The sequence below is a fragment of the Enterobacter cloacae complex sp. P16RS2 genome (assembly GCF_014982155.1).
In the GTDB taxonomy this organism is placed as follows: domain Bacteria; phylum Pseudomonadota; class Gammaproteobacteria; order Enterobacterales; family Enterobacteriaceae; genus Enterobacter; species Enterobacter cloacae_M.
Genome location: NZ_JADCKW010000018.1, coordinates 25,488 through 42,837, shown reverse-complemented (window position 1 = coordinate 42,837; position 17,350 = coordinate 25,488). Strand labels below are relative to the sequence as shown.

Genomic DNA, 17,350 nt, shown 5'->3' with positions numbered 1-17,350 from the left:
GGAGACAGATATGAGTCTGAAATACACAACGGGTATGGCCTTAGTTGCGGTACTTATAGGGTCTGGTTGCCAGGCGAAAGAACCGCCGACCCAGGTAGTTTACCGTTTTGATGACCACCGTTATCTGGAACTGAAGGGCTGGGACTGTGAAGGTGAACTCTGGTACACGGATACAAAGAGAGGTATTCATACCGAACCGGTCAGCCAGTATTACCGATTATTTACCCGCAAATTTATCCATCCCTCAGAACGATATATTGCAATAACAGGCTGGGGCGCTGGTGGGTTTATGGTGTCCAAAGACTACGGACAAACCTGGCATTCTGTAGGTATTGCACCCGGTCACAATGAGCCAAATGGTGATGATGGTCCTCCTTATGAAGACGTTCTTTCTTTCACAGTCGTCAACGATCAGGGTTTTTTACAGACGAAACACCGGCTGTATATGTCATCAAAGCCGTTTGATGATCCGCGTATTTTACCTGGAGGCCCAGGTATTTTTTATAGCCTTGCTAATGGGGAAAAAGACAGTATTACTTCGGAAGCACCAGGATGGGCTTGGGGATTGATTTACTTCACGCGAGAAGGACTTGTTGGAAAAATAATGAGTCATGAAGCCAACTATCAGGATCTTCCTGACAGGGTACCGGAAATAAAGGGTTATACCGGCTGGGACCATATGCGGTGCGATATGGATGCGGGGCGATAAAGCATGAAAGGATTATGCACAGGTCTGACAGCTGCAGCTGTATTTATAGCAGCGGGTTGCCAGGCGAAAGAGCCGCCGACGCAGGTGGTTTATCGGTTTGACGATCATCGCTATCTGGAGCTGAAAGGTTGGAACTGCGAGGGCGAACTCTGGTATACGGATACAAAACGGGGCATTCATACCGAGCCTGTGAGTCAATTTTATCGGATATTTACCCGAAAATTTATTCATCCCTCAGAACGTTATATTGCAATTCCCACTTGGGATTCTCCCGGCTCCATGATTTCGAAAGATTATGGGCAAACCTGGTATCCTTCTTCGTTTGCTCCCAGCGAAAATGAACCTAATGGTGATTCATCACCTCCTTACGACGATATTATTTCTTTTACCGTCGTCAACGATCAGGGTTTTTTACAGACGAAACACCGGCTGTATATGTCGTCAAAGCCGTTTGATGACCAGCGTACTCTGCCCGGTGGATCTGGGATTACATATACCGCGTCAGATGGCACTATACATCACCTAAAGCCTAATTCTTCTGGTCCTGCCTGGGGGCTGGATTACATCACCAAACAAGGTCTGAAAGAAGATATTGTCCAGTTTAAAACGAACTATCAGGACCTCCCCGATAAAGTGCCGGAAGTAAAAGGTTATACCGGCTGGGATCATATGCGTTGCGATATGGATGCGGGGCGATAACATGAAAGGATTATGGACAAGTCTTACAGCTGCAGCTGTATTTATGGCAGTTGGTTGCCAGGCGAAAGAGCCACCGACGCAGGTTGTATACCGTTTCGATGACCATCGCTATCTGGAGCTGAAGGGCTGGGACTGTGAAGGAGAACTCTGGTATGTCGATGCTAAGAAAGGCATTCATTCGCAAATAGCCAGTCAATTTTATCGAATTTTCACGAAAAAATTTGTGCATCCTTCAGAACGCTATATTGCCATTCCCTGGTGGGGGAATGTAACGGGTGGTTTTTCAGTATCGAAAGACTATGGACAAACGTGGGTAAAAGGTGGTGCATCAATGTCATCGGGAGAAAATGAACCTGATGGAAGTAATGCCCCTTATTACGACGACGTTCTTTCTTTCACAGTCGTCAACGATCAGGGTTTTTTACAGACGAAACACCGGCTGTATATGTCGTCAAAGCCGTTTGATGACCCGCGTACTCTGCCCGGTGGATCTGTGATTACATATACCGCGTCAGATGGCGCTATACATCACCTAAAGCCTAATTCTTCTGGTCCTGCCTGGGGGCTGGATTACATCACCAAACAAGGTCTAAAAGAAGACACTGTCCAGTTTAAAACGAACTATCAGGACCTCCCCGATAAAGTGCCGGAAGTAAAAGGTTATACCGGATGGGACCACATGCGGTGCGATATGGATGCGGGGCGATAAAGCATGAAAGGATTATGTGTAGGGATTATTACTATTGCTGTTTTATTTGCGGCGGCTTGTAAGGCTTCAGAACCGCCAACACAGGTGGTTTACCGTTTTGATGATCATCGCTATCTGGAGCTGAAGGGTTGGAACTGCGAGGGCGAACTCTGGTATACGGATACAAAACGGGGCATTCATACCGAGCCTGTGAGTCAATTTTATCAAATTTTTTCTAAAACATATATTCACCCATCAGAAAAATATATTGCCGTACCGACAAAAAATGTATCGGAATTTATCATTTCAAAAGACTATGGGAAAAACTGGCAAATAGCTGTGTTTGCGCCAGAAAGTTTAGAAATTAGATTGAGGGCGTGGTCTAATCAGTCTGTTCATCCTGATCAGCAAAACGCTATTTCATTTGCAGTTATTAATGACCAAGGTTATTTGGTCATTAAGCCATATGATGGAGGAAACAAAAATCAGCGTGACTTCATATATATGTCATCTAAGCCATTCGATGATCCCGGTTTTAAAAGTAAAGATTATATCAATATTGGTTTAGATAAAAATTATAAGCCTTTACAAATGCCTAAATCATTCAGCGATTGGTCATGGGGAACGCTCTATATAACTAATGGTGAGTTAGACCAAACAGGCTTAAAAGAAATGAAAAAATATCAGGGGCTGCCCGATAAGGTTCCGGAAGTAAAAGGCTATACCGGCTGGGAGCACATGCGTTGCGATATGGATGCAGGAAGGAAAGGATACTAATGAACGGCGTAATTCGACTCAATGACCCGCTGGTGAGCGGCGGGAAAGTAATTAAGGCGTCAGGCGCGCAATTTATGGGCCTGCCTGTGGCTCTGAAAGGCGATGAAGTGACGTGTACGGAGCATAAAGGAACGTTCCCTATCAATGAATGCCACCCAACCTGGACGATGAATGACCGCGGCGTGGTCGTGGACGGCTGTAAAGCGGCGTGTGGTTGTGCTATCCGGACCACGCTACCTGTTGCGGGGGCTGTGTGATGAACTGGTGGTTGTATCCTAAGCAGGACGAATTTAAAGACGACTACCCCTATCTGGCAGTATTTATCTTATATGTGATCGTCGTGATTATCGGTATTGCTGTTCGGGCAGTCACCTGGCCGGGTAATAAACATGTTGATCTCGATTTTCTTGCCCAGTCCGTTGTTATTCCGGTTGTTTTTCTGACGGGGTTCGTTCAGATGTGGTCTGTCGTGTATCACGGCATGAGGCACTACATGGAAACGAGGCTGCTGATTGCCGCCCGGCAGGAATACAAGGTTGTCAGCTTTGCCAGGGGGAATATTACCCTTGCTGGCTGGTCCGTACTCACTCCACCAAAGGCAACAAAGGAACTGGCACTGAGAATGCTGAAACTTGAGGGAGAGTTTCCGCTGGCCGCTAAAATGCCGTTGAAAATCGAGCTGGAAGAATCGTTCGATTTCACGAGGGCCGGGCAGGCAGTATCCCGCGTTCTGGAGCCCATGGCAGGGAAACTTTCTCGGTACCAGCAGATTGAAGCGCTGGTGTGGGTTCGGGGCGGGGATGAATCCTGTAGCGATGAACTCCGGCGCGTGCTTGAACGTTCTGCGATCGCGACGAAGAAAATCACTTTTTTACCTGAATGCCCGGACTATACGCAAGTCACGGAATGGATAAATCTGTCGAAAAGCTACGTCGTTAAACGGCTGCTTATCTGCGTCGATCTGCATTCTGACGAAGAAGCATCTAAACAGATGGAAAATGTTACGGCACTTCTCTTCACGAACGACTACGTCAAAACAGCAGGAGAAAAACCGGTTTATTTTTATCAGCCGATGACGGGTGTCACAGACGTAGAAAGTAAAATGCCCGTTTATCTGAGGACAGAAACCGTCAGCAAGCCTAAGCAACTCTGGTATACCGGGTTATCCCGCACAGAGAAGTATCCGCTGCTGGAAGTGCTGGACGAGAACAAAGTGGTGCCGGACAGGCTGGAGCTTGAAGCATCGTTCGGTGAGCGCTCTGCCGGTTATCAGTGGCTGATGCTGACGCTGGCCGCTGATGCGATTATGTACGGGCAGGGCGATCAGCTTGTGGCCGCGTCCGCACAGAACCATTTTGCCATGGCCGCGCTATCCTCCCGGTTGACCTGCCAACCCGATTACCCCGAAGAAAAAAGATATACGTTGCCGTGGCAAGCTGGCGGGATTGGCGGTCTGATGTTGTTTTTTGGGCTGATGTTAATCATTGCCAGCGCTGGTGACGACGGTAAAACTCTGTCCGGCTGGTTTATAACGATAATGGCGGTTCTGTTAATAGGTTTATTCATTGGGATGGGGGCATTGTTTACCTGGTATTATGGTGACAAAGCTTATGAGCACATGGGGATGTGATGATGAATGAACAAATGATTTTAACGACAGCACACTGGATGGTTATGATCAGGATATAAGGGATTTATTAAAGGGGAATCTTTCCCTATGAAAGCGGATAGTTTCCCCTTAAACCTTTGTTATCCCACTTCCGGCAGCATCCCGGCTGCAATCAACATCTGCACCAGAATAATCACCACACCACAGCAAAACACCACGCACAGCAGCGGTTTTCCTCCCGCCACGCGATACCCTTGCTGAGGATGCTGCTGGCGGCTTTTCCACGCCAGCAGGGAAGGGAGCAGCAGGGCCAGGATAGAGAGCGCTACCCCCGCATACCCCAGCGCCATCACAAACCCGCGTGGATAAAACAGCGCAAAAGCGAGCGGCGGCAGGAAGGTGATGGCCCCCGTCTGCAACCGTCCGGCCGCGGTATTGCGGCGCTGGAACAGATCGGCCAGATAATCAAACAGGCCGAGCGCCACGCCCAGGAACGAGGTTGCCAGCGCCAGGTCGGCAAACAGGTGTACCGCCAGCTCCACGTGCGGGGAGGTAACAACCTCGCGCAGCGCCAGCAAAAAGCCGTTCAGGCCAGCGTGTTGCGCCATCAGCCCAATAAAGGTTGAGGAGTCAATGCTGCCCAGCGTCACCAGCTGCCAGAAAATATAGGCGATCAGCGGGATCGCGCTGCCGATAACAAAGACGCGGCGCAGCTTGCGGATATCGCCGTTCATATAGCTGACGATGCTCGGCACGCTGCCGTGGAAGCCAAACGAGGTGAAAATGACCGGGATCGCGGAAAGCGCCAGCCCTTTTTCCAGCGGCAGCGTCAGCAGGTTGACCTTATGCACGTGCGGCGCCAGCAGCACCAGCATGATAATCAGGAAGAGAATTTTGGCGCTGAACAGAAAGCGGTTAAACAGATCGACCAGCGATGTCCCCACGCAGACCACGCCGCCGCCGATGAGCGCAAAGAAGATAGCCCCCGTCGCAGGGGTAATGTCAGAGCCAAACCAGTCGTTGACGCTGGAGGCGATGAGTTCCCCGGCGCCGCTGATATAGGCGGCGGTCAGGGCGTACATCAGGAACATCATGCTAAAGCCGGTTATCCACTGGCCGTAGCGTCCCAGATAGCGCGCCGCAAGTGAACCCAGGCCGGTGTCGGCGGGGACGTGCTGGTAAACCTCAAGCAGCAGCAGGGCGGTGTAACACATCAGCACCCAGAGCGTCCCCAGCAGTACCAGGGTCATGCCAAATCCTACGCCCGCGGCCGCCAGGGGCATGGCCAGCATTCCTGCGCCAATTGTCGTTCCGGCGACGATAAAAATACTTCCCAGGGTTCTGTTTTTCACGCTTTCCTCTACAACGATGCTTAACCGCGACAAAATCTGCGGCGCAGAGTAAGGGAAAAGCCGTAATTCGTCAAATCACCGTTACAAGTAGTGTAATGAATAATTTACGGATTATTGGTGCTCTGATCCTTTTTAGGTGGATGCCTACTTCATAAGGGCAATATTGCTGGGCGATATTTCGGCGTAACGTAAACAATAAATATAAATTATCAAATTAAGTGAGGGTTTTATGGCTGGAGAGAATCCCTTCACCGCGGCATGGAGTCGGGGAGGTAACCTGTTGTGCCATGGCCACTGGATAATCAGCTGGCAGAACCAACCCCTGATACTTCCCGAGTCCCGCCGCGAAAAGGATATGGGCACCTGGGCAATCTATTCGGTTATCGATCCTGAAGATCAAACCTTTGCACAAGGCTTACAGGAAGATGAGTGGATCGTTGAGAATGTCGATTGGTTAACGGATATGTTCTTCGAGGTGGGTATTCCGCTGGAGACGTCCAGCTACCGCTATTTTTACCAGGCGGTGAATCCTCATGACTGGCGCTGCACCAGCTGTGCGGGGTGTATGTAAATTAACGCGGTGCCGGTTTTCGGCACCGCGCTGAAATTAATTCTGCGTATCGAGGGTGGAAAGTTCTTTATCAATAAAGTAAAGACCTTCGCCGGATTTCCCCACCAGAGACAATTTATCCAGTACGGATTTAAACAGCTTCTCTTCTTCGTGTTGTTCAGCGACATACCACTGCAGGAAATTAAAGGTTGGATAATCCTGGCTGGTCATCGCGGCGTGGACCAGTTCGTTAATTTTCTGCGTGATCAGCTGCTCGTGCTCGTAGGTGGCGCGGAAGAGTTCATCGAGAGAATTATACTCAGCAAAAGGTGAAGCCACGGTTTCAATGCGCGGCAGGCTGCCCGTATCCGTAAGATAATCAAACAGACGCTGCATGTGGGTCATCTCTTCCTGAGCGTGACGACGCAAAAACGCGGCCGCACCTTCGAAGCTGTGATAGCTGCACCAGGCGCTCATCTGCTGGTAGAGCAGGGATGAAAAAAGCTCAAGGTTCATTTGTGCGTTGAGCTTGTCGATCATTTCAGTTTTCAGCATGGTGACGCTCCGGATTATTATTTCTGGTTCACAATGAGCGACACTATAATTTGTTATTTAATTATTTGCAAAACGTAAATTTTTTATTTTATTTATTTAAAATACGAATGGGAATAAAACGCACTGGCGATTTTTATAATTTATTAATGAGAATTGTTTTTGTTCGTAATGAAATAAACTGCCAGCAAACGCTGGCAGCGTTGATTAATACCAGGGATTATTTGTCTTAGGGTTAACGGCGTAACCCATACATTTATACTGGATAGTCACGCTCTCGTTCAGACACAAAGAGCCACTCGTCAGGGTGCAGGTTTTAATGGGCTGACCATAGGCTGAGGCAGTGGCATACCCCATGCTCTGACACGCTTTTGCTGCCGTGCCGTTATTCACATACTCATCGGAATACGCATTTTGCAGCGCTGCCTGGCCGTAGTCGAGGCGGACGATGCCGTTCGGCGCGTCGCGGCTGCTGACTTCAGCCTGGCGGTTGATACTACACCCCGCGAGCAGCAGGATTGTGCCGGCTACAATGACTCTTTTCATGGTTCGCTCTGAGTGGATGGAAATAGCTTATCGTACCCGCAGATGCCCGCTGCAATGCCTGGAATAGCCGGACAATCTGCCCTCACTCTTCGCAACGGGTGAGAGGGGAGCGCTATCAGGCCAAACTCTGATAAAAATGTGATGAGTATCACAAAATGATTGATTTTTGTGATGATGGTCATATTATAAACACGTTGACAATAAAGTTGTATAACAAGTTAATGGAGCATCATCGTGAAACTGCGCAAAATCCTGAAAAGCATGTGGGCCAATTACTGCCGCACGTTCAAAGACGTGCCGCCAGGCGCCATGTTCTGATAAAAAAACCTGCTTCGGCGGGTTTTTTTGTACCTGCAGGCGATGAAGGGAAGATGTCAGGGGGCGTGTTTTGCTACTATGGCGGCCTTTAAATAAGGAGAAAACCCATGTCACAAAACCTGAGCGCCGATCAGGAACTGGTCTCTGACGTTGTCGCCTGTCAGCTGGTTATCAAACAAATCCTTGATGTTCTGGACGTGATTGCGCCGGTTGAAGTGCGCGAGAAGATGTCTACGCAGCTGAAAAACATCGATTTCGCCAGCCATCCTGCTGCCGCTGACCCGGTTACGCTTCGTGCGATCCAGAAAGCCATCGCGCTGATTGAGCTGCGATTCACGCCGCAGGGTGAGTCCCACTAAAACAGGGAAAGGGGCGACGGCACGTGTCGCCCTTTGATGCTGTTAAAAGAACGTCTGGACCAGCAGGTAGCTCGCCGCGCACGCGCAGCTTACTCCAATCAGCCCAGGCAGAATAAAGCTGTGGTTGATGATAAATTTGCCGATGCGGGTGGTGCCTGAACGGTCAAAGCCGATGCAGGCCAAATCACTGGGATAGGTCGGCAGGACAAAATAGCCGTAGGACGCCGGGAAAAAGGCGATCAGCATTTTCGGGTCGATGCCCAGCATGAGGCCCATTGGCGCAACGGCCGTCAGCGCAGCCGCCTGGCTGTTCACCAGTTTTGACACCAGAAACAGCACAATGGCATACGTCCACGGGTGGCTCTTCACCACGCCTTCCAGCGCCAGCTTTAACTCGTCGAGATGCGCCTGGAAAAAGGTATCGCTCATCCACGCCACGCCGAACACCGAGAAGATCGCGACCATACCGGCCTTGAACACCGCGCCGTTGGAAATGGCCGACGCATTAACCTTACAGGCCATTAGCATCACGGCGCCCGCAATTAGCATCATCATCTGAATGACAAGGTTCATCGACAGCGCCGTCATTTTGCCTTTCACTTCAAAGGCGGGGCGCAGTTCCGGGAATGCCCCCAGCAAAACGACCACGGCAATACCAGCAAAGAAAATCCACGTGGACCAGTAGGCCTGTTTAGGGAAACGCTGATTCATTAACGTCTCCGTACCGCCGTAGATAAACTCGCGCTGCTTAGGATCTTTTAGCTTTTCCTGAAACTCAATGTCGTCCGCCAAATCTTTCCCACGGCGTAAGCTCCACAGGGCCGCAATGGCTACGCCGAAAAGCGAAGCGGGAACCGACACGGCGAGAATTTCCAGGATCCCCCACGCGTGGCCGATCCCATGCTGGGCCGCCAGGATGGACACCAGCGACACAACGGCAACGGAAACGGGGGATGCCGTAATCGCCATCTGTGATGCCACCGATGCCACGGCCATAGGGCGCTCCGGGCGGATCCCTTTTTTCAGGGCGATATCCGCAATGATGGGGAACATGGTGTAGACCACATGGCCGGTGCCGCACAGAAAGGTCAGCATCCAGGTGGTGAAAGGGGCGAGCAGGGTGATGTGCTGCGGGTGTTTGCGCAGCAGGCGTTCAGCAAACTGCATCATGACGTTGAGGCCGCCCGCAGTCTGCAGCGTAGCCGCACAACCTATCACCGCAAGGATGGTCAGCATAACGTCAACCGGCGGTTTACCCGGTTGCAGACCAAAGACAAAACATAAAATAAAAAGACCAATGCCGCTGATTAACCCAAGCCCCATACCGCCGAAACGCGTACCCGTCAGCAGGCAGAGGAGAATGACAACAAACTCAATGGTGATCATGATGCTCCCTCGTCAATGATTATGTAACTAAATAAATCATCACACGTTGTGTGGTTAATCATTGGGAGCCAGATCTGATTTGTTAAATTTCAGCAAAAGCAGAAGGTTGGAGATGGGAAGGGGACTTTATTTCGTATGGGACGTAAATTCACATTCAACAGCGATTCAAGGTGTTTTAATCAAATTAAAAACTAACAGCGACGTCCTGGTCCGGCTGTAAATCGCCGAAGCGATTCCGTAAGGCCGGGGCGAGGCGCAGGGATGCGCCGAGAGGGCGTGGCCTGTAGGGATGCAGGCTCATGCCCGACCCGAAAGCCTGAAGGAATAAGCTGAGGGTACCGCGAAGCGGCGATTTACCGCCGGGAGCCCGGGTTGCCAGGGTGGTGGCGATTGAGCCACCCTGGCACGTTCACCGGTTATGTCGTTACAGAGTGGCAAGGAACATAAAGTGAACGGAATGACCACTACAGCCGTATGTTCCCCTCTCCCCAGAGGGGCGAGGGGATTATTTCGTGCCTTACCCCGTGCAGAAGCAAATTAAAAACTCAGTGGTGCTGTACCGCCACAATGTCGAGCAGATGACGGTCGGTTTGCTCAGGACATAAACCCGCCTGCTGCGCATTATGGATCTCATCCGCCAGCGTCTTCAGCAGCATGCCATCCTGCTGCTGCTCTTTGTCCATATCACGTAAGAATTTGAGCGTCGTAATGTCCTGCTGCGCTTTGGCTTCATCGGCCAGTTTGCTGAGCGTGCTGCAGCGTTGCTCGTACTCTTCAAGCGTTTTCTGAAACAGTTCTTCCAGGCAGGAGTAGTTTTCATTGATCCCATCAAGGGCTTTAACGACAGGATTTGCCCCTGCGGCTTTCAGAAAATTGAAGACACGCATCATATGGGTGACGTTACTTTGCGCCTGCGAGCGAAAGAATGTAGCAGACCCCGTAAGACTATTCTCGGCACACCACGCACTTAAGTGAAGGTGCAGGTTCGAGGCGTAGAACTCAAGGTTCATCTGCGCGTTAAGTTTTTGCATCATCGTTTGGGTAGCCATACTCATATCCTTATTGACTGTGGGACGTGATGTCCGTTGCTTAACCTGAGCGCCAGGCAAATACGAAGAAAAGAGCAGAAATAGACATTCTGCCGTGACCGAAGTCGACCGAAATTCACTTCCTGTGTTCGATATAAATAAGCATACCCTTGTCTTGAGTCTAAGAAAACTCTTAATCAGGCTGTATTTACCATACATTACAAAGTTTAATATAGTACATAAATACAATTAGCTCGCCATGAATTGAATGTGACTTAATAAGATAATAATTAAGGGTTTTTACCGTTAAGGCACACTGTTACTCTTTCGGAAATATTAAGTTGGAATATTATTCCGAGAAAAAGAGAAATACGGTTTAATCGTTTCGAATATATGATGTGCCAATAAAATTGCGCTAAATCAATTTCTGCGAAATAACGTTTTTACAGGTGCGTTGTACATTCTTGATGAAAAACATGTTGAACCCCTTTAACGCCAGCTGCGTTTTGCCCGCTGAGGGGCATCAGGGATATCTTGGCTAATCTTATGGATAATTCTGCTTAACCCCTTTCTATTTGTCTGACAAATCCCGCCTTTTTTATGTCATTTTTCGCTGAATTTATGTACGCAATTACTGTAATTCTGCGGTGTGATGGGGCTCTCTTATGGATGATTAATTTCCCGCTAAAACTATCACCAGCAATAACGCTTATGACGAGGTAAGCGCTAATGCCTTGTTTTAAGTCCGATTAAATAAGAAGCACGCACTTATTCCCTACAGAAAAGAATGCTAAAGCTGGAGTTTACCATGCACAAATTTACTAAAGCGCTGGCGGCCATCGGTCTGGCTGCCGTTATGTCACAATCCGCTATCGCTGAGAATTTAAAACTCGGTTTTTTGGTAAAACAGCCCGAAGAGCCCTGGTTCCAGACTGAGTGGAAATTCGCAGATAAAGCCGGGAAAGATTTAGGTTTTGAAGTCATTAAAATCGCCGTGCCTGACGGCGAAAAAACCCTGAACGCCATCGACAGCCTGGCGGCCAGCGGTGCAAAAGGTTTCGTTATCTGTACCCCGGATCCAAAGCTGGGGTCGGCAATCGCGGCGAAAGCGCGCGGTTACGATATGAAGGTCATCGCGGTTGACGATCAGTTCGTTAACGCCAAAGGCAAGCCGATGGACACCGTCCCGCTGGTCATGATGGCGGCGACAAAAATCGGCGAACGCCAGGGCCAGGAGCTCTATAAAGAGATGCAAAAGCGCGGCTGGGATGTCAAAGAGACCGCGGTAATGGCTATCACGGCTGACGAGCTGGACACCGCCCGTCGTCGTACTACCGGTTCAATGGATGCGCTGAAAGCGGCCGGTTTCCCGGAAAAACAGATCTATAAAGTCCCAACCAAATCCAACGATATCCCGGGCGCTTTCGACGCCGCGAACTCTATGCTGGTCCAGCATCCGGAGGTCAAACACTGGCTGGTGGTCGGCATGAACGACAACACCGTGCTGGGCGGGGTACGCGCGACGGAAGGCCAGGGCTTCAAGGCGCCTGACGTGATCGGGATTGGCATCAACGGCGTTGACGCCGTCAGCGAGCTGTCCAAAGCGCAGGCTACCGGCTTCTACGGTTCTCTGCTGCCGAGCCCGGACGTTCACGGCTACAAATCCAGTGAGATGCTCTACAACTGGGTAACCAAAGGGGCCGAACCGCCGAAATTTACCGAAGTGACCGACGTGGTGCTGATTACCCGCGACAACTTCAAAGAGGAGCTGGCGAAAAAAGGGTTGGGCGGTAAGTAATACGCGGTGATTGTGCCCCTCATGCTTCGTGAGGGGCCAGACGTACACACTACAGGAATCACGGAGACGTTATGCGACAGTCTGATCCGTATCTCTCTTTTCGCGGCATCGGGAAAACTTTCCCCGGTGTTAACGCGCTGACCGATATCAGCTTCGACTGCTATGCCGGCCAGGTTCACGCCCTGATGGGGGAAAACGGCGCGGGGAAATCCACGCTGTTGAAGATCCTCAGCGGCAACTACGCGCCTACGACCGGCACGCTGGCCATTCGCGGCGAAGAGGTGGCGTTTGCCGATACCACGGCGGCGCTCAATGCCGGGGTTGCGATCATCTATCAGGAGCTGCACCTCATTCCTGAGATGACCGTGGCGGAAAACATCTATTTAGGACAGCTCCCGCACAAAGGCGGCGTGGTAAATCGTTCGCTACTTAATTATGAAGCGGGGCTGCAGCTTAAACACCTGGGTCTGGACGTCGATCCCCAGACGCCGCTGAAATATCTCTCCATCGGCCAGTGGCAGATGGTTGAAATTGCCAAGGCGCTGGCGCGTAACGCCAGAATTATCGCCTTCGATGAGCCCACCAGTTCGCTCTCTGCGCGTGAAATAGAAAATCTGTTCCGCGTGATCCGCGAATTGCGTCAGGAAGGCCGTACGATTTTGTATGTCTCGCACCGCATGGAAGAGATATTTGCCCTGAGCGACGCCATCACCGTCTTTAAAGATGGGCGCTATGTGCGCACCTTTACCGACATGCAGCAGGTTAACCATGACCAGCTTGTTCAGGCGATGGTCGGACGCGAGCTGGGTGATATTTATCACTGGCAGCCTCGTCAGTATGGCCCTGAACGTCTGCGCCTGGACAGCGTCAAAGCGCCGGGCGTGCGCACGCCGATTTCGTTATCCGTTCGCAGCGGCGAAATTGTCGGCCTGTTTGGTCTGGTGGGGGCGGGGCGCAGTGAATTAATGAAAGGCCTGTTCGGCGGAACCCGTATTACCGAAGGGCAGGTTTCTATTGATGGTGAACGGGTCGATATCCAGAAACCGGCCCACGCGATCGGGGCGGGCATGATGCTCTGCCCGGAAGACCGTAAAGCCGAGGGGATTATTCCGGTGCATTCGGTACGCGACAACATCAATATTTCCGCTCGCCGCAAGTTTATTCGCGCAGGCTGCCTGATAAACGATGGCTGGGAGTCGAGCAATGCCGACCACCATATTCGCTCGCTGAATATTAAAACGCCGGGTCCGGAACAGCTGATCATGAATCTTTCAGGCGGAAACCAGCAGAAGGCGATTTTAGGCCGCTGGCTGTCCGAAGATATGAAGGTCATTTTGCTGGATGAGCCGACGCGCGGTATCGATGTGGGGGCAAAACACGAGATTTATAACGTGATCTATGAGCTGGCAAAACGCGGCGTGGCGGTGCTCTTCGCCTCCAGCGATCTGCCGGAGGTGCTTGGCGTGGCCGACCGCATTGTGGTGATGCGTGAAGGCGAAATTGCCGGTGAATTACTTCATGAACAGGCGAATGAACAACAGGCGTTGAACCTCGCCATGCCTAAAGTCAGCCAGGCTGTCGCCTGAGTAAGGAGTTAATGATGTCCTCTGTTACTACATCCGGAGCGCCGAAGTCGAAGTCGGCGCTGAGCGTTGGGCGTATCTGGGATCAGTACGGCATGCTTGTGGTCTTTGCCGCGCTGTTCCTCGCCTGCGCGATCTTTGTCCCTAACTTTGCCACCTTCATTAATATGAAGGGGCTGGGGCTGGCCATTTCCATGTCCGGGATGGTGGCCTGCGGGATGCTGTTCTGTCTGGCCTCCGGCGATTTTGACCTGTCGGTAGCGTCGGTGATTGCCTGTGCGGGCGTCACGACGGCAGTGGTGATCAACATGACGGAGAGCCTGTGGATTGGCGTTCTGGCCGGTCTGCTACTCGGCGTCATCAGCGGTCTGGTGAACGGGTTTGTTATCGCACGCCTGAAGATTAACGCTCTGATCACCACGCTTGCGACGATGCAAATTGTCCGCGGGCTGGCCTATATCATCTCCGACGGTAAAGCTGTTGGGATTGAAGACGAGCGCTTCTTTACCCTGGGTTACGCCAACTGGCTGGGGCTGCCTGCGCCAATCTGGCTGACCGTGGCCTGCCTGATCCTGTTCGGCTTCCTGCTCAACCGGACCACCTTTGGCCGCAATACGCTGGCGATTGGCGGTAACGAAGAGGCCGCTCGTCTGGCCGGGGTGCCGGTAGTGCGAACCAAGATTATTATCTTTGTGCTCTCAGGGCTGGTTTCTGCCGCCGCGGGAATTATTCTTGCGTCGCGCATGACCAGCGGCCAGCCGATGACCTCTATTGGTTACGAGCTGATCGTCATTTCGGCCTGCGTTTTAGGGGGCGTTTCCCTCAAGGGTGGCATCGGAAAAATCTCATATGTTGTGGCCGGTATCCTTATTTTGGGCACCGTAGAGAACGCCATGAACCTGCTGAATATTTCGCCGTTCTCGCAGTACGTCGTGCGTGGCCTGATCCTGCTGGCAGCCGTGATTTTCGACCGTTACAAGCAAAAAGCGAAGCGTACCGTTTAGTCCTTTTCCCCACCTTTTATTGCTCAACTTATAACCATAGTTGACCCCTTAACCGCCTCGCCAGTAATACTGGCGGGGCGGTTGTCAAATGGCGAGCCACGTCACACTGTCTATACTTACATGGCTATGAAAGAGGTAAAGGCGTTTACCTCTCGTAAACCGTAAGGAGGAAAAGGGTGGCTGACTTGTTAACCGCACCGCCTGTACTGCCCGGAAAATATGCTTTCTTTTTTGACCTCGACGGGACGCTCGCCGGGATCCAGCCGCATCCTGACGACGTGGTCGTCCCGGATACGGTGCTAGAGAATTTGCAGCAGCTCTCAAGACTGAACGAGGGCGCATTGGCATTGATTTCAGGGCGCTCAATGGCCGAGCTGGACGTGCTCGCCAGTCCTTACCACTTTCCGCTAGCCGGTGTACACGGAGCGGAGCGCCGCGATATCCATGATCAACTGCACGTTGTATCACTTCCTGAGACCTTAATTAAGGCGTTACACACTCAACTCTCCTCGGCGCTTGAGTCGCTTCCGGGCACTGAACTGGAAGAGAAGGGCATGGCTTTCGCTTTGCACTATCGGCAGGCACCGCATCACGAGGCGGCGGTCTTTGCGATTGCTCGCAGCGTGGCCGATGCACACCCGCAGCTCGCGCTGCAGCCGGGGAAGTGCGTCGTTGAGATAAAACCTGAGGGGATTAATAAAGGTGCTGCTATTGCGGCGTTTATGGCGGAACCGCCATTTAAGGGACGTACACCGGTATTTATTGGCGATGACCTGACCGACGAGGCCGGGTTTCGCGTGGTGAATCAGGCCGAAGGGATCGCCGTCAAGGTGGGGCCTGGTGACACCGTTGCCGAATGGCGACTGGCGGATGTCGCCAGCGTCTGGCAGTGGATATCTGACATCGCTAACCAGCAACAACAACAAATAGCGCAAAGCAAAGGGGGAAACCATTATGGGTCGCTTAGTCGTCGTCTCTAACCGAATCGCACCGCCTGACGATAAAAAAGCCAGTGCAGGTGGCCTGGCGGTAGGGGTGTTAGGTGCCTTAAAAGCCGCTGGCGGGCTGTGGTTTGGCTGGAGTGGGGAAATCAGTGAAGAAGAGAAACCGCTCAAAAAGGTGACGCGCGGAAACATTACGTGGGCTTCATTTGCATTGAAAGAGAAAGACTATGACGAGTATTACTCGCAGTTCTCAAATGCCGTCCTGTGGCCTGCGTTTCACTATCGTCTTGACCTGGTCAAATTCCAGCGTGAATCTTTCGAAGGCTATTCGCGCGTGAATGCGCTGCTGGCGGATAAACTGCTGCCATTAATCGAAGAAGACGATATTTTATGGATCCACGATTATCACCTGTTGCCCTTCGCGCGCGAGCTGCGAAAGAGGGGGGTGAAAAACCGGATCGGCTTCTTCCTGCACATTCCTTTCCCGACGCCGGAAATTTTTACCGCGCTGCCGCCGCATGAAGAGCTGCTGGAGGCGCTGTGCGATTACGATTTGCTGGGCTTCCAGACCGAAAATGACCGCCTCGCGTTCCTTGACTCCGTGTCTGGCAAAGCGCGTCTGGTGACCAAAGGCGGGAAAACCCATACGGCGTGGGGGAAAACCTTCCACACCGAGGTCTATCCAATAGGGATTGAACCTGACGAAATCGCGGAGCAGGCTTCCGGCCCGCTGCCGCCGAAGCTGGCGCAGCTTAAGAATGAACTCAAGCACGTGAAAAATATCTTCTCGGTTGAGCGTCTTGATTATTCCAAAGGGCTGCCGGAACGCTTCCTGGCGTATGAAACGCTGCTGGATAAATACCCGCAGCATCACGGGAAAATTCGCTATACCCAGATTGCGCCGACGTCGCGCGGTGAGGTTCAGGCCTATCAGGATATTCGCCATCAGCTGGAGACAGAAGCAGGGCGCATTAATGGCCGCTACGGCCAGCTGGGCTGGACGCCGCTGTTTTACCTGAATCAACACTTTGACCGTAAGATCCTGATGAAGGTCTTCCGCTATGCGGACGTTGGGCTGGTCACGCCGCTGCGCGACGGGATGAACCTGGTGGCGAAAGAGTATGTGGCTGCCCAGGATCCTGCCGACCCGGGTGTTCTGGTGCTTTCCCAGTTTGCCGGGGCCGCAAATGAGCTCACGTCGGCACTCATCGTTAACCCTTACGACAGGGATGACGTGGCTAACGCGCTGAATCGCGCCCTGACAATGCCGCTCACGGAACGTATTTCCCGCCATGCTGACATGATGGAAACAATCCGGAAGAACGATATTAACCACTGGCAGGCGCGTTTTATTCAGGATCTCCGGGATATCGCTCCGCAAAGTCATGAAGGCGATCTGCAAAAAAAGATCGCTACCTTCCCTAAACTCGCCTGATTTACTGCTGGGG

19 protein-coding genes are annotated in these 17,350 nt (G+C 51.7%); 14 read left to right on the top strand and 5 right to left on the bottom strand.

Annotated elements, in window-relative coordinates; translation table 11 throughout:
* The first annotated feature begins 10 nt into the window (after window positions 1-10).
* Genes INF68_RS12835 through INF68_RS12810 form a run of 6 tightly spaced genes read left to right on the top strand, consistent with a single transcriptional unit; the run spans window position 11 to window position 4,503 of the window.
* Window positions 11-709: a hypothetical protein gene (locus tag INF68_RS12835; protein ID WP_126786433.1), complete on the top strand. Its 699-nt coding sequence runs from the start codon at window positions 11-13 to the stop codon at window positions 707-709.
* Window positions 710-712: 3 nt separating this feature from the next.
* Entirely contained in the window at window positions 713-1,408 is a 696-nt protein-coding gene (locus tag INF68_RS12830) for a hypothetical protein (RefSeq protein ID WP_126786432.1), read from the top strand.
* Between the two features lies 1 nt (window position 1,409).
* The gene (locus INF68_RS12825; protein ID WP_126786431.1) at window positions 1,410-2,117 is read left to right on the top strand and encodes a hypothetical protein; all 708 of its coding nucleotides are present in this window, start codon (window positions 1,410-1,412) and stop codon (window positions 2,115-2,117) included.
* Window positions 2,118-2,120: 3 nt separating this feature from the next.
* On the top strand, window positions 2,121-2,873 hold the full coding sequence (locus tag INF68_RS12820) for a hypothetical protein (RefSeq protein ID WP_126786430.1): 753 nt from the start codon (window positions 2,121-2,123) through the stop codon (window positions 2,871-2,873).
* Window positions 2,873-3,130 carry a PAAR domain-containing protein gene (locus INF68_RS12815; RefSeq protein ID WP_047652360.1) on the top strand — a complete coding sequence of 86 codons (258 nt, stop codon included), beginning with the start codon at window positions 2,873-2,875 and terminating at the stop codon, window positions 3,128-3,130. The genes INF68_RS12820 and INF68_RS12815 overlap by 1 nt, the downstream gene beginning before the upstream one ends.
* The gene (locus tag INF68_RS12810) at window positions 3,130-4,503 is read left to right on the top strand and encodes a hypothetical protein (RefSeq protein WP_126786429.1); all 1,374 of its coding nucleotides are present in this window, start codon (window positions 3,130-3,132) and stop codon (window positions 4,501-4,503) included. Before INF68_RS12815 ends, INF68_RS12810 begins: the two co-directional genes overlap by 1 nt.
* A 119-nt stretch (window positions 4,504-4,622) precedes the next feature.
* Here INF68_RS12810 and tyrP read toward each other — a convergent pair whose 3' ends face one another.
* On the bottom strand, window positions 4,623-5,834 hold the full coding sequence (tyrP, locus tag INF68_RS12805; protein ID WP_126786428.1) for a tyrosine transporter TyrP: 1,212 nt from the start codon (window positions 5,832-5,834) through the stop codon (window positions 4,623-4,625).
* 229 nt (window positions 5,835-6,063) lie between these two features.
* Here tyrP and INF68_RS12800 point away from each other — a divergent pair, with 229 nt between their 5' ends.
* A complete protein-coding gene (locus tag INF68_RS12800; protein WP_126786427.1) occupies window positions 6,064-6,405 on the top strand; it encodes a hypothetical protein in 342 nt (113 codons plus the stop codon).
* A 36-nt stretch (window positions 6,406-6,441) separates the two neighbouring features.
* On the opposite strand, the gene ftnA is transcribed toward INF68_RS12800, so the two are convergent.
* Complete coding sequence (ftnA, locus tag INF68_RS12795; RefSeq protein ID WP_014884366.1) at window positions 6,442-6,939, bottom strand: non-heme ferritin; 498 nt, start codon at window positions 6,937-6,939, stop codon at window positions 6,442-6,444.
* Window positions 6,940-7,143: 204 nt separating this feature from the next.
* The gene (gene yecR / locus INF68_RS12790; RefSeq protein ID WP_023312272.1) at window positions 7,144-7,482 is read right to left on the bottom strand and encodes a YecR family lipoprotein; all 339 of its coding nucleotides are present in this window, start codon (window positions 7,480-7,482) and stop codon (window positions 7,144-7,146) included.
* Window positions 7,483-7,716: 234 nt separating this feature from the next.
* On the opposite strand from yecR, the gene azuC reads away from it, so the two are divergent.
* Both azuC and INF68_RS12780 read left to right on the top strand, forming a co-directional pair.
* A complete protein-coding gene (gene azuC / locus INF68_RS12785; RefSeq protein WP_014884364.1) occupies window positions 7,717-7,800 on the top strand; it encodes a stress response protein AzuC in 84 nt (27 codons plus the stop codon).
* Window positions 7,801-7,907: 107 nt separating this feature from the next.
* On the top strand, window positions 7,908-8,159 hold the full coding sequence (locus INF68_RS12780; RefSeq protein WP_008500405.1) for a DUF2766 family protein: 252 nt from the start codon (window positions 7,908-7,910) through the stop codon (window positions 8,157-8,159).
* Window positions 8,160-8,201: 42 nt separating this feature from the next.
* Here INF68_RS12780 and INF68_RS12775 read toward each other — a convergent pair whose 3' ends face one another.
* Both INF68_RS12775 and INF68_RS12770 read right to left on the bottom strand, forming a co-directional pair.
* The gene (locus tag INF68_RS12775; protein ID WP_023312271.1) at window positions 8,202-9,545 is read right to left on the bottom strand and encodes an anaerobic C4-dicarboxylate transporter; all 1,344 of its coding nucleotides are present in this window, start codon (window positions 9,543-9,545) and stop codon (window positions 8,202-8,204) included.
* Between the two features lie 545 nt (window positions 9,546-10,090).
* Window positions 10,091-10,594, bottom strand: coding sequence for a non-heme ferritin-like protein (locus tag INF68_RS12770; protein WP_023312270.1), 504 nt, complete (start codon window positions 10,592-10,594; stop codon window positions 10,091-10,093).
* Window positions 10,595-11,381: 787 nt separating this feature from the next.
* On the opposite strand from INF68_RS12770, the gene araF reads away from it, so the two are divergent.
* The 5 genes from araF to otsA all read left to right on the top strand — a co-directional run bounded on the left by araF (window position 11,382) and on the right by otsA (window position 17,337).
* Window positions 11,382-12,371 carry an arabinose ABC transporter substrate-binding protein AraF gene (gene araF / locus INF68_RS12765; RefSeq protein ID WP_003859687.1) on the top strand — a complete coding sequence of 330 codons (990 nt, stop codon included), beginning with the start codon at window positions 11,382-11,384 and terminating at the stop codon, window positions 12,369-12,371.
* A gap of 71 nt (window positions 12,372-12,442) precedes the next feature.
* On the top strand, window positions 12,443-13,957 hold the full coding sequence (gene araG / locus INF68_RS12760) for an L-arabinose ABC transporter ATP-binding protein AraG (protein WP_047173093.1): 1,515 nt from the start codon (window positions 12,443-12,445) through the stop codon (window positions 13,955-13,957).
* Between the two features lie 11 nt (window positions 13,958-13,968).
* On the top strand, window positions 13,969-14,958 hold the full coding sequence (gene araH, locus INF68_RS12755) for an L-arabinose ABC transporter permease AraH (RefSeq protein ID WP_185874187.1): 990 nt from the start codon (window positions 13,969-13,971) through the stop codon (window positions 14,956-14,958).
* Window positions 14,959-15,134: 176 nt separating this feature from the next.
* Window positions 15,135-15,938, top strand: coding sequence for a trehalose-phosphatase (otsB, locus tag INF68_RS12750; protein WP_023312267.1), 804 nt, complete (start codon window positions 15,135-15,137; stop codon window positions 15,936-15,938).
* Window positions 15,913-17,337 (top strand): alpha,alpha-trehalose-phosphate synthase, encoded by a 1,425-nt coding sequence (otsA, locus tag INF68_RS12745; protein WP_109845188.1) that lies wholly within the window; start codon window positions 15,913-15,915, stop codon window positions 17,335-17,337. Before otsB ends, otsA begins: the two co-directional genes overlap by 26 nt.
* The last annotated feature ends 13 nt before the right edge of the window (window positions 17,338-17,350 follow it).

What these genes read in the sequence shown, in the direction of transcription:
- INF68_RS12835 (WP_126786433.1), top strand. Translation starts at nt 11, where the DNA reads ATGAGTCTGAAATACACAACGGGTATGGCCTTAGTTGCGGTACTTATA.
- INF68_RS12830 (WP_126786432.1), top strand. Translation starts at nt 713, where the DNA reads ATGAAAGGATTATGCACAGGTCTGACAGCTGCAGCTGTATTTATAGCA.
- INF68_RS12825 (WP_126786431.1), top strand. Translation starts at nt 1,410, where the DNA reads ATGAAAGGATTATGGACAAGTCTTACAGCTGCAGCTGTATTTATGGCA.
- INF68_RS12820 (WP_126786430.1), top strand. Translation starts at nt 2,121, where the DNA reads ATGAAAGGATTATGTGTAGGGATTATTACTATTGCTGTTTTATTTGCG.
- INF68_RS12815 (WP_047652360.1), top strand. Translation starts at nt 2,873, where the DNA reads ATGAACGGCGTAATTCGACTCAATGACCCGCTGGTGAGCGGCGGGAAA.
- INF68_RS12810 (WP_126786429.1), top strand. Translation starts at nt 3,130, where the DNA reads ATGAACTGGTGGTTGTATCCTAAGCAGGACGAATTTAAAGACGACTAC.
- INF68_RS12800 (WP_126786427.1), top strand. Translation starts at nt 6,064, where the DNA reads ATGGCTGGAGAGAATCCCTTCACCGCGGCATGGAGTCGGGGAGGTAAC.
- ftnA (WP_014884366.1), bottom strand. Translation starts at nt 6,939, where the DNA reads ATGCTGAAAACTGAAATGATCGACAAGCTCAACGCACAAATGAACCTT.
- yecR (WP_023312272.1), bottom strand. Translation starts at nt 7,482, where the DNA reads ATGAAAAGAGTCATTGTAGCCGGCACAATCCTGCTGCTCGCGGGGTGT.
- INF68_RS12780 (WP_008500405.1), top strand. Translation starts at nt 7,908, where the DNA reads ATGTCACAAAACCTGAGCGCCGATCAGGAACTGGTCTCTGACGTTGTC.
- INF68_RS12775 (WP_023312271.1), bottom strand. Translation starts at nt 9,545, where the DNA reads ATGATCACCATTGAGTTTGTTGTCATTCTCCTCTGCCTGCTGACGGGT.
- INF68_RS12770 (WP_023312270.1), bottom strand. Translation starts at nt 10,594, where the DNA reads ATGGCTACCCAAACGATGATGCAAAAACTTAACGCGCAGATGAACCTT.
- araF (WP_003859687.1), top strand. Translation starts at nt 11,382, where the DNA reads ATGCACAAATTTACTAAAGCGCTGGCGGCCATCGGTCTGGCTGCCGTT.
- araG (WP_047173093.1), top strand. Translation starts at nt 12,443, where the DNA reads ATGCGACAGTCTGATCCGTATCTCTCTTTTCGCGGCATCGGGAAAACT.
- araH (WP_185874187.1), top strand. Translation starts at nt 13,969, where the DNA reads ATGATGTCCTCTGTTACTACATCCGGAGCGCCGAAGTCGAAGTCGGCG.
- otsA (WP_109845188.1), top strand. Translation starts at nt 15,913, where the DNA reads ATGGGTCGCTTAGTCGTCGTCTCTAACCGAATCGCACCGCCTGACGAT.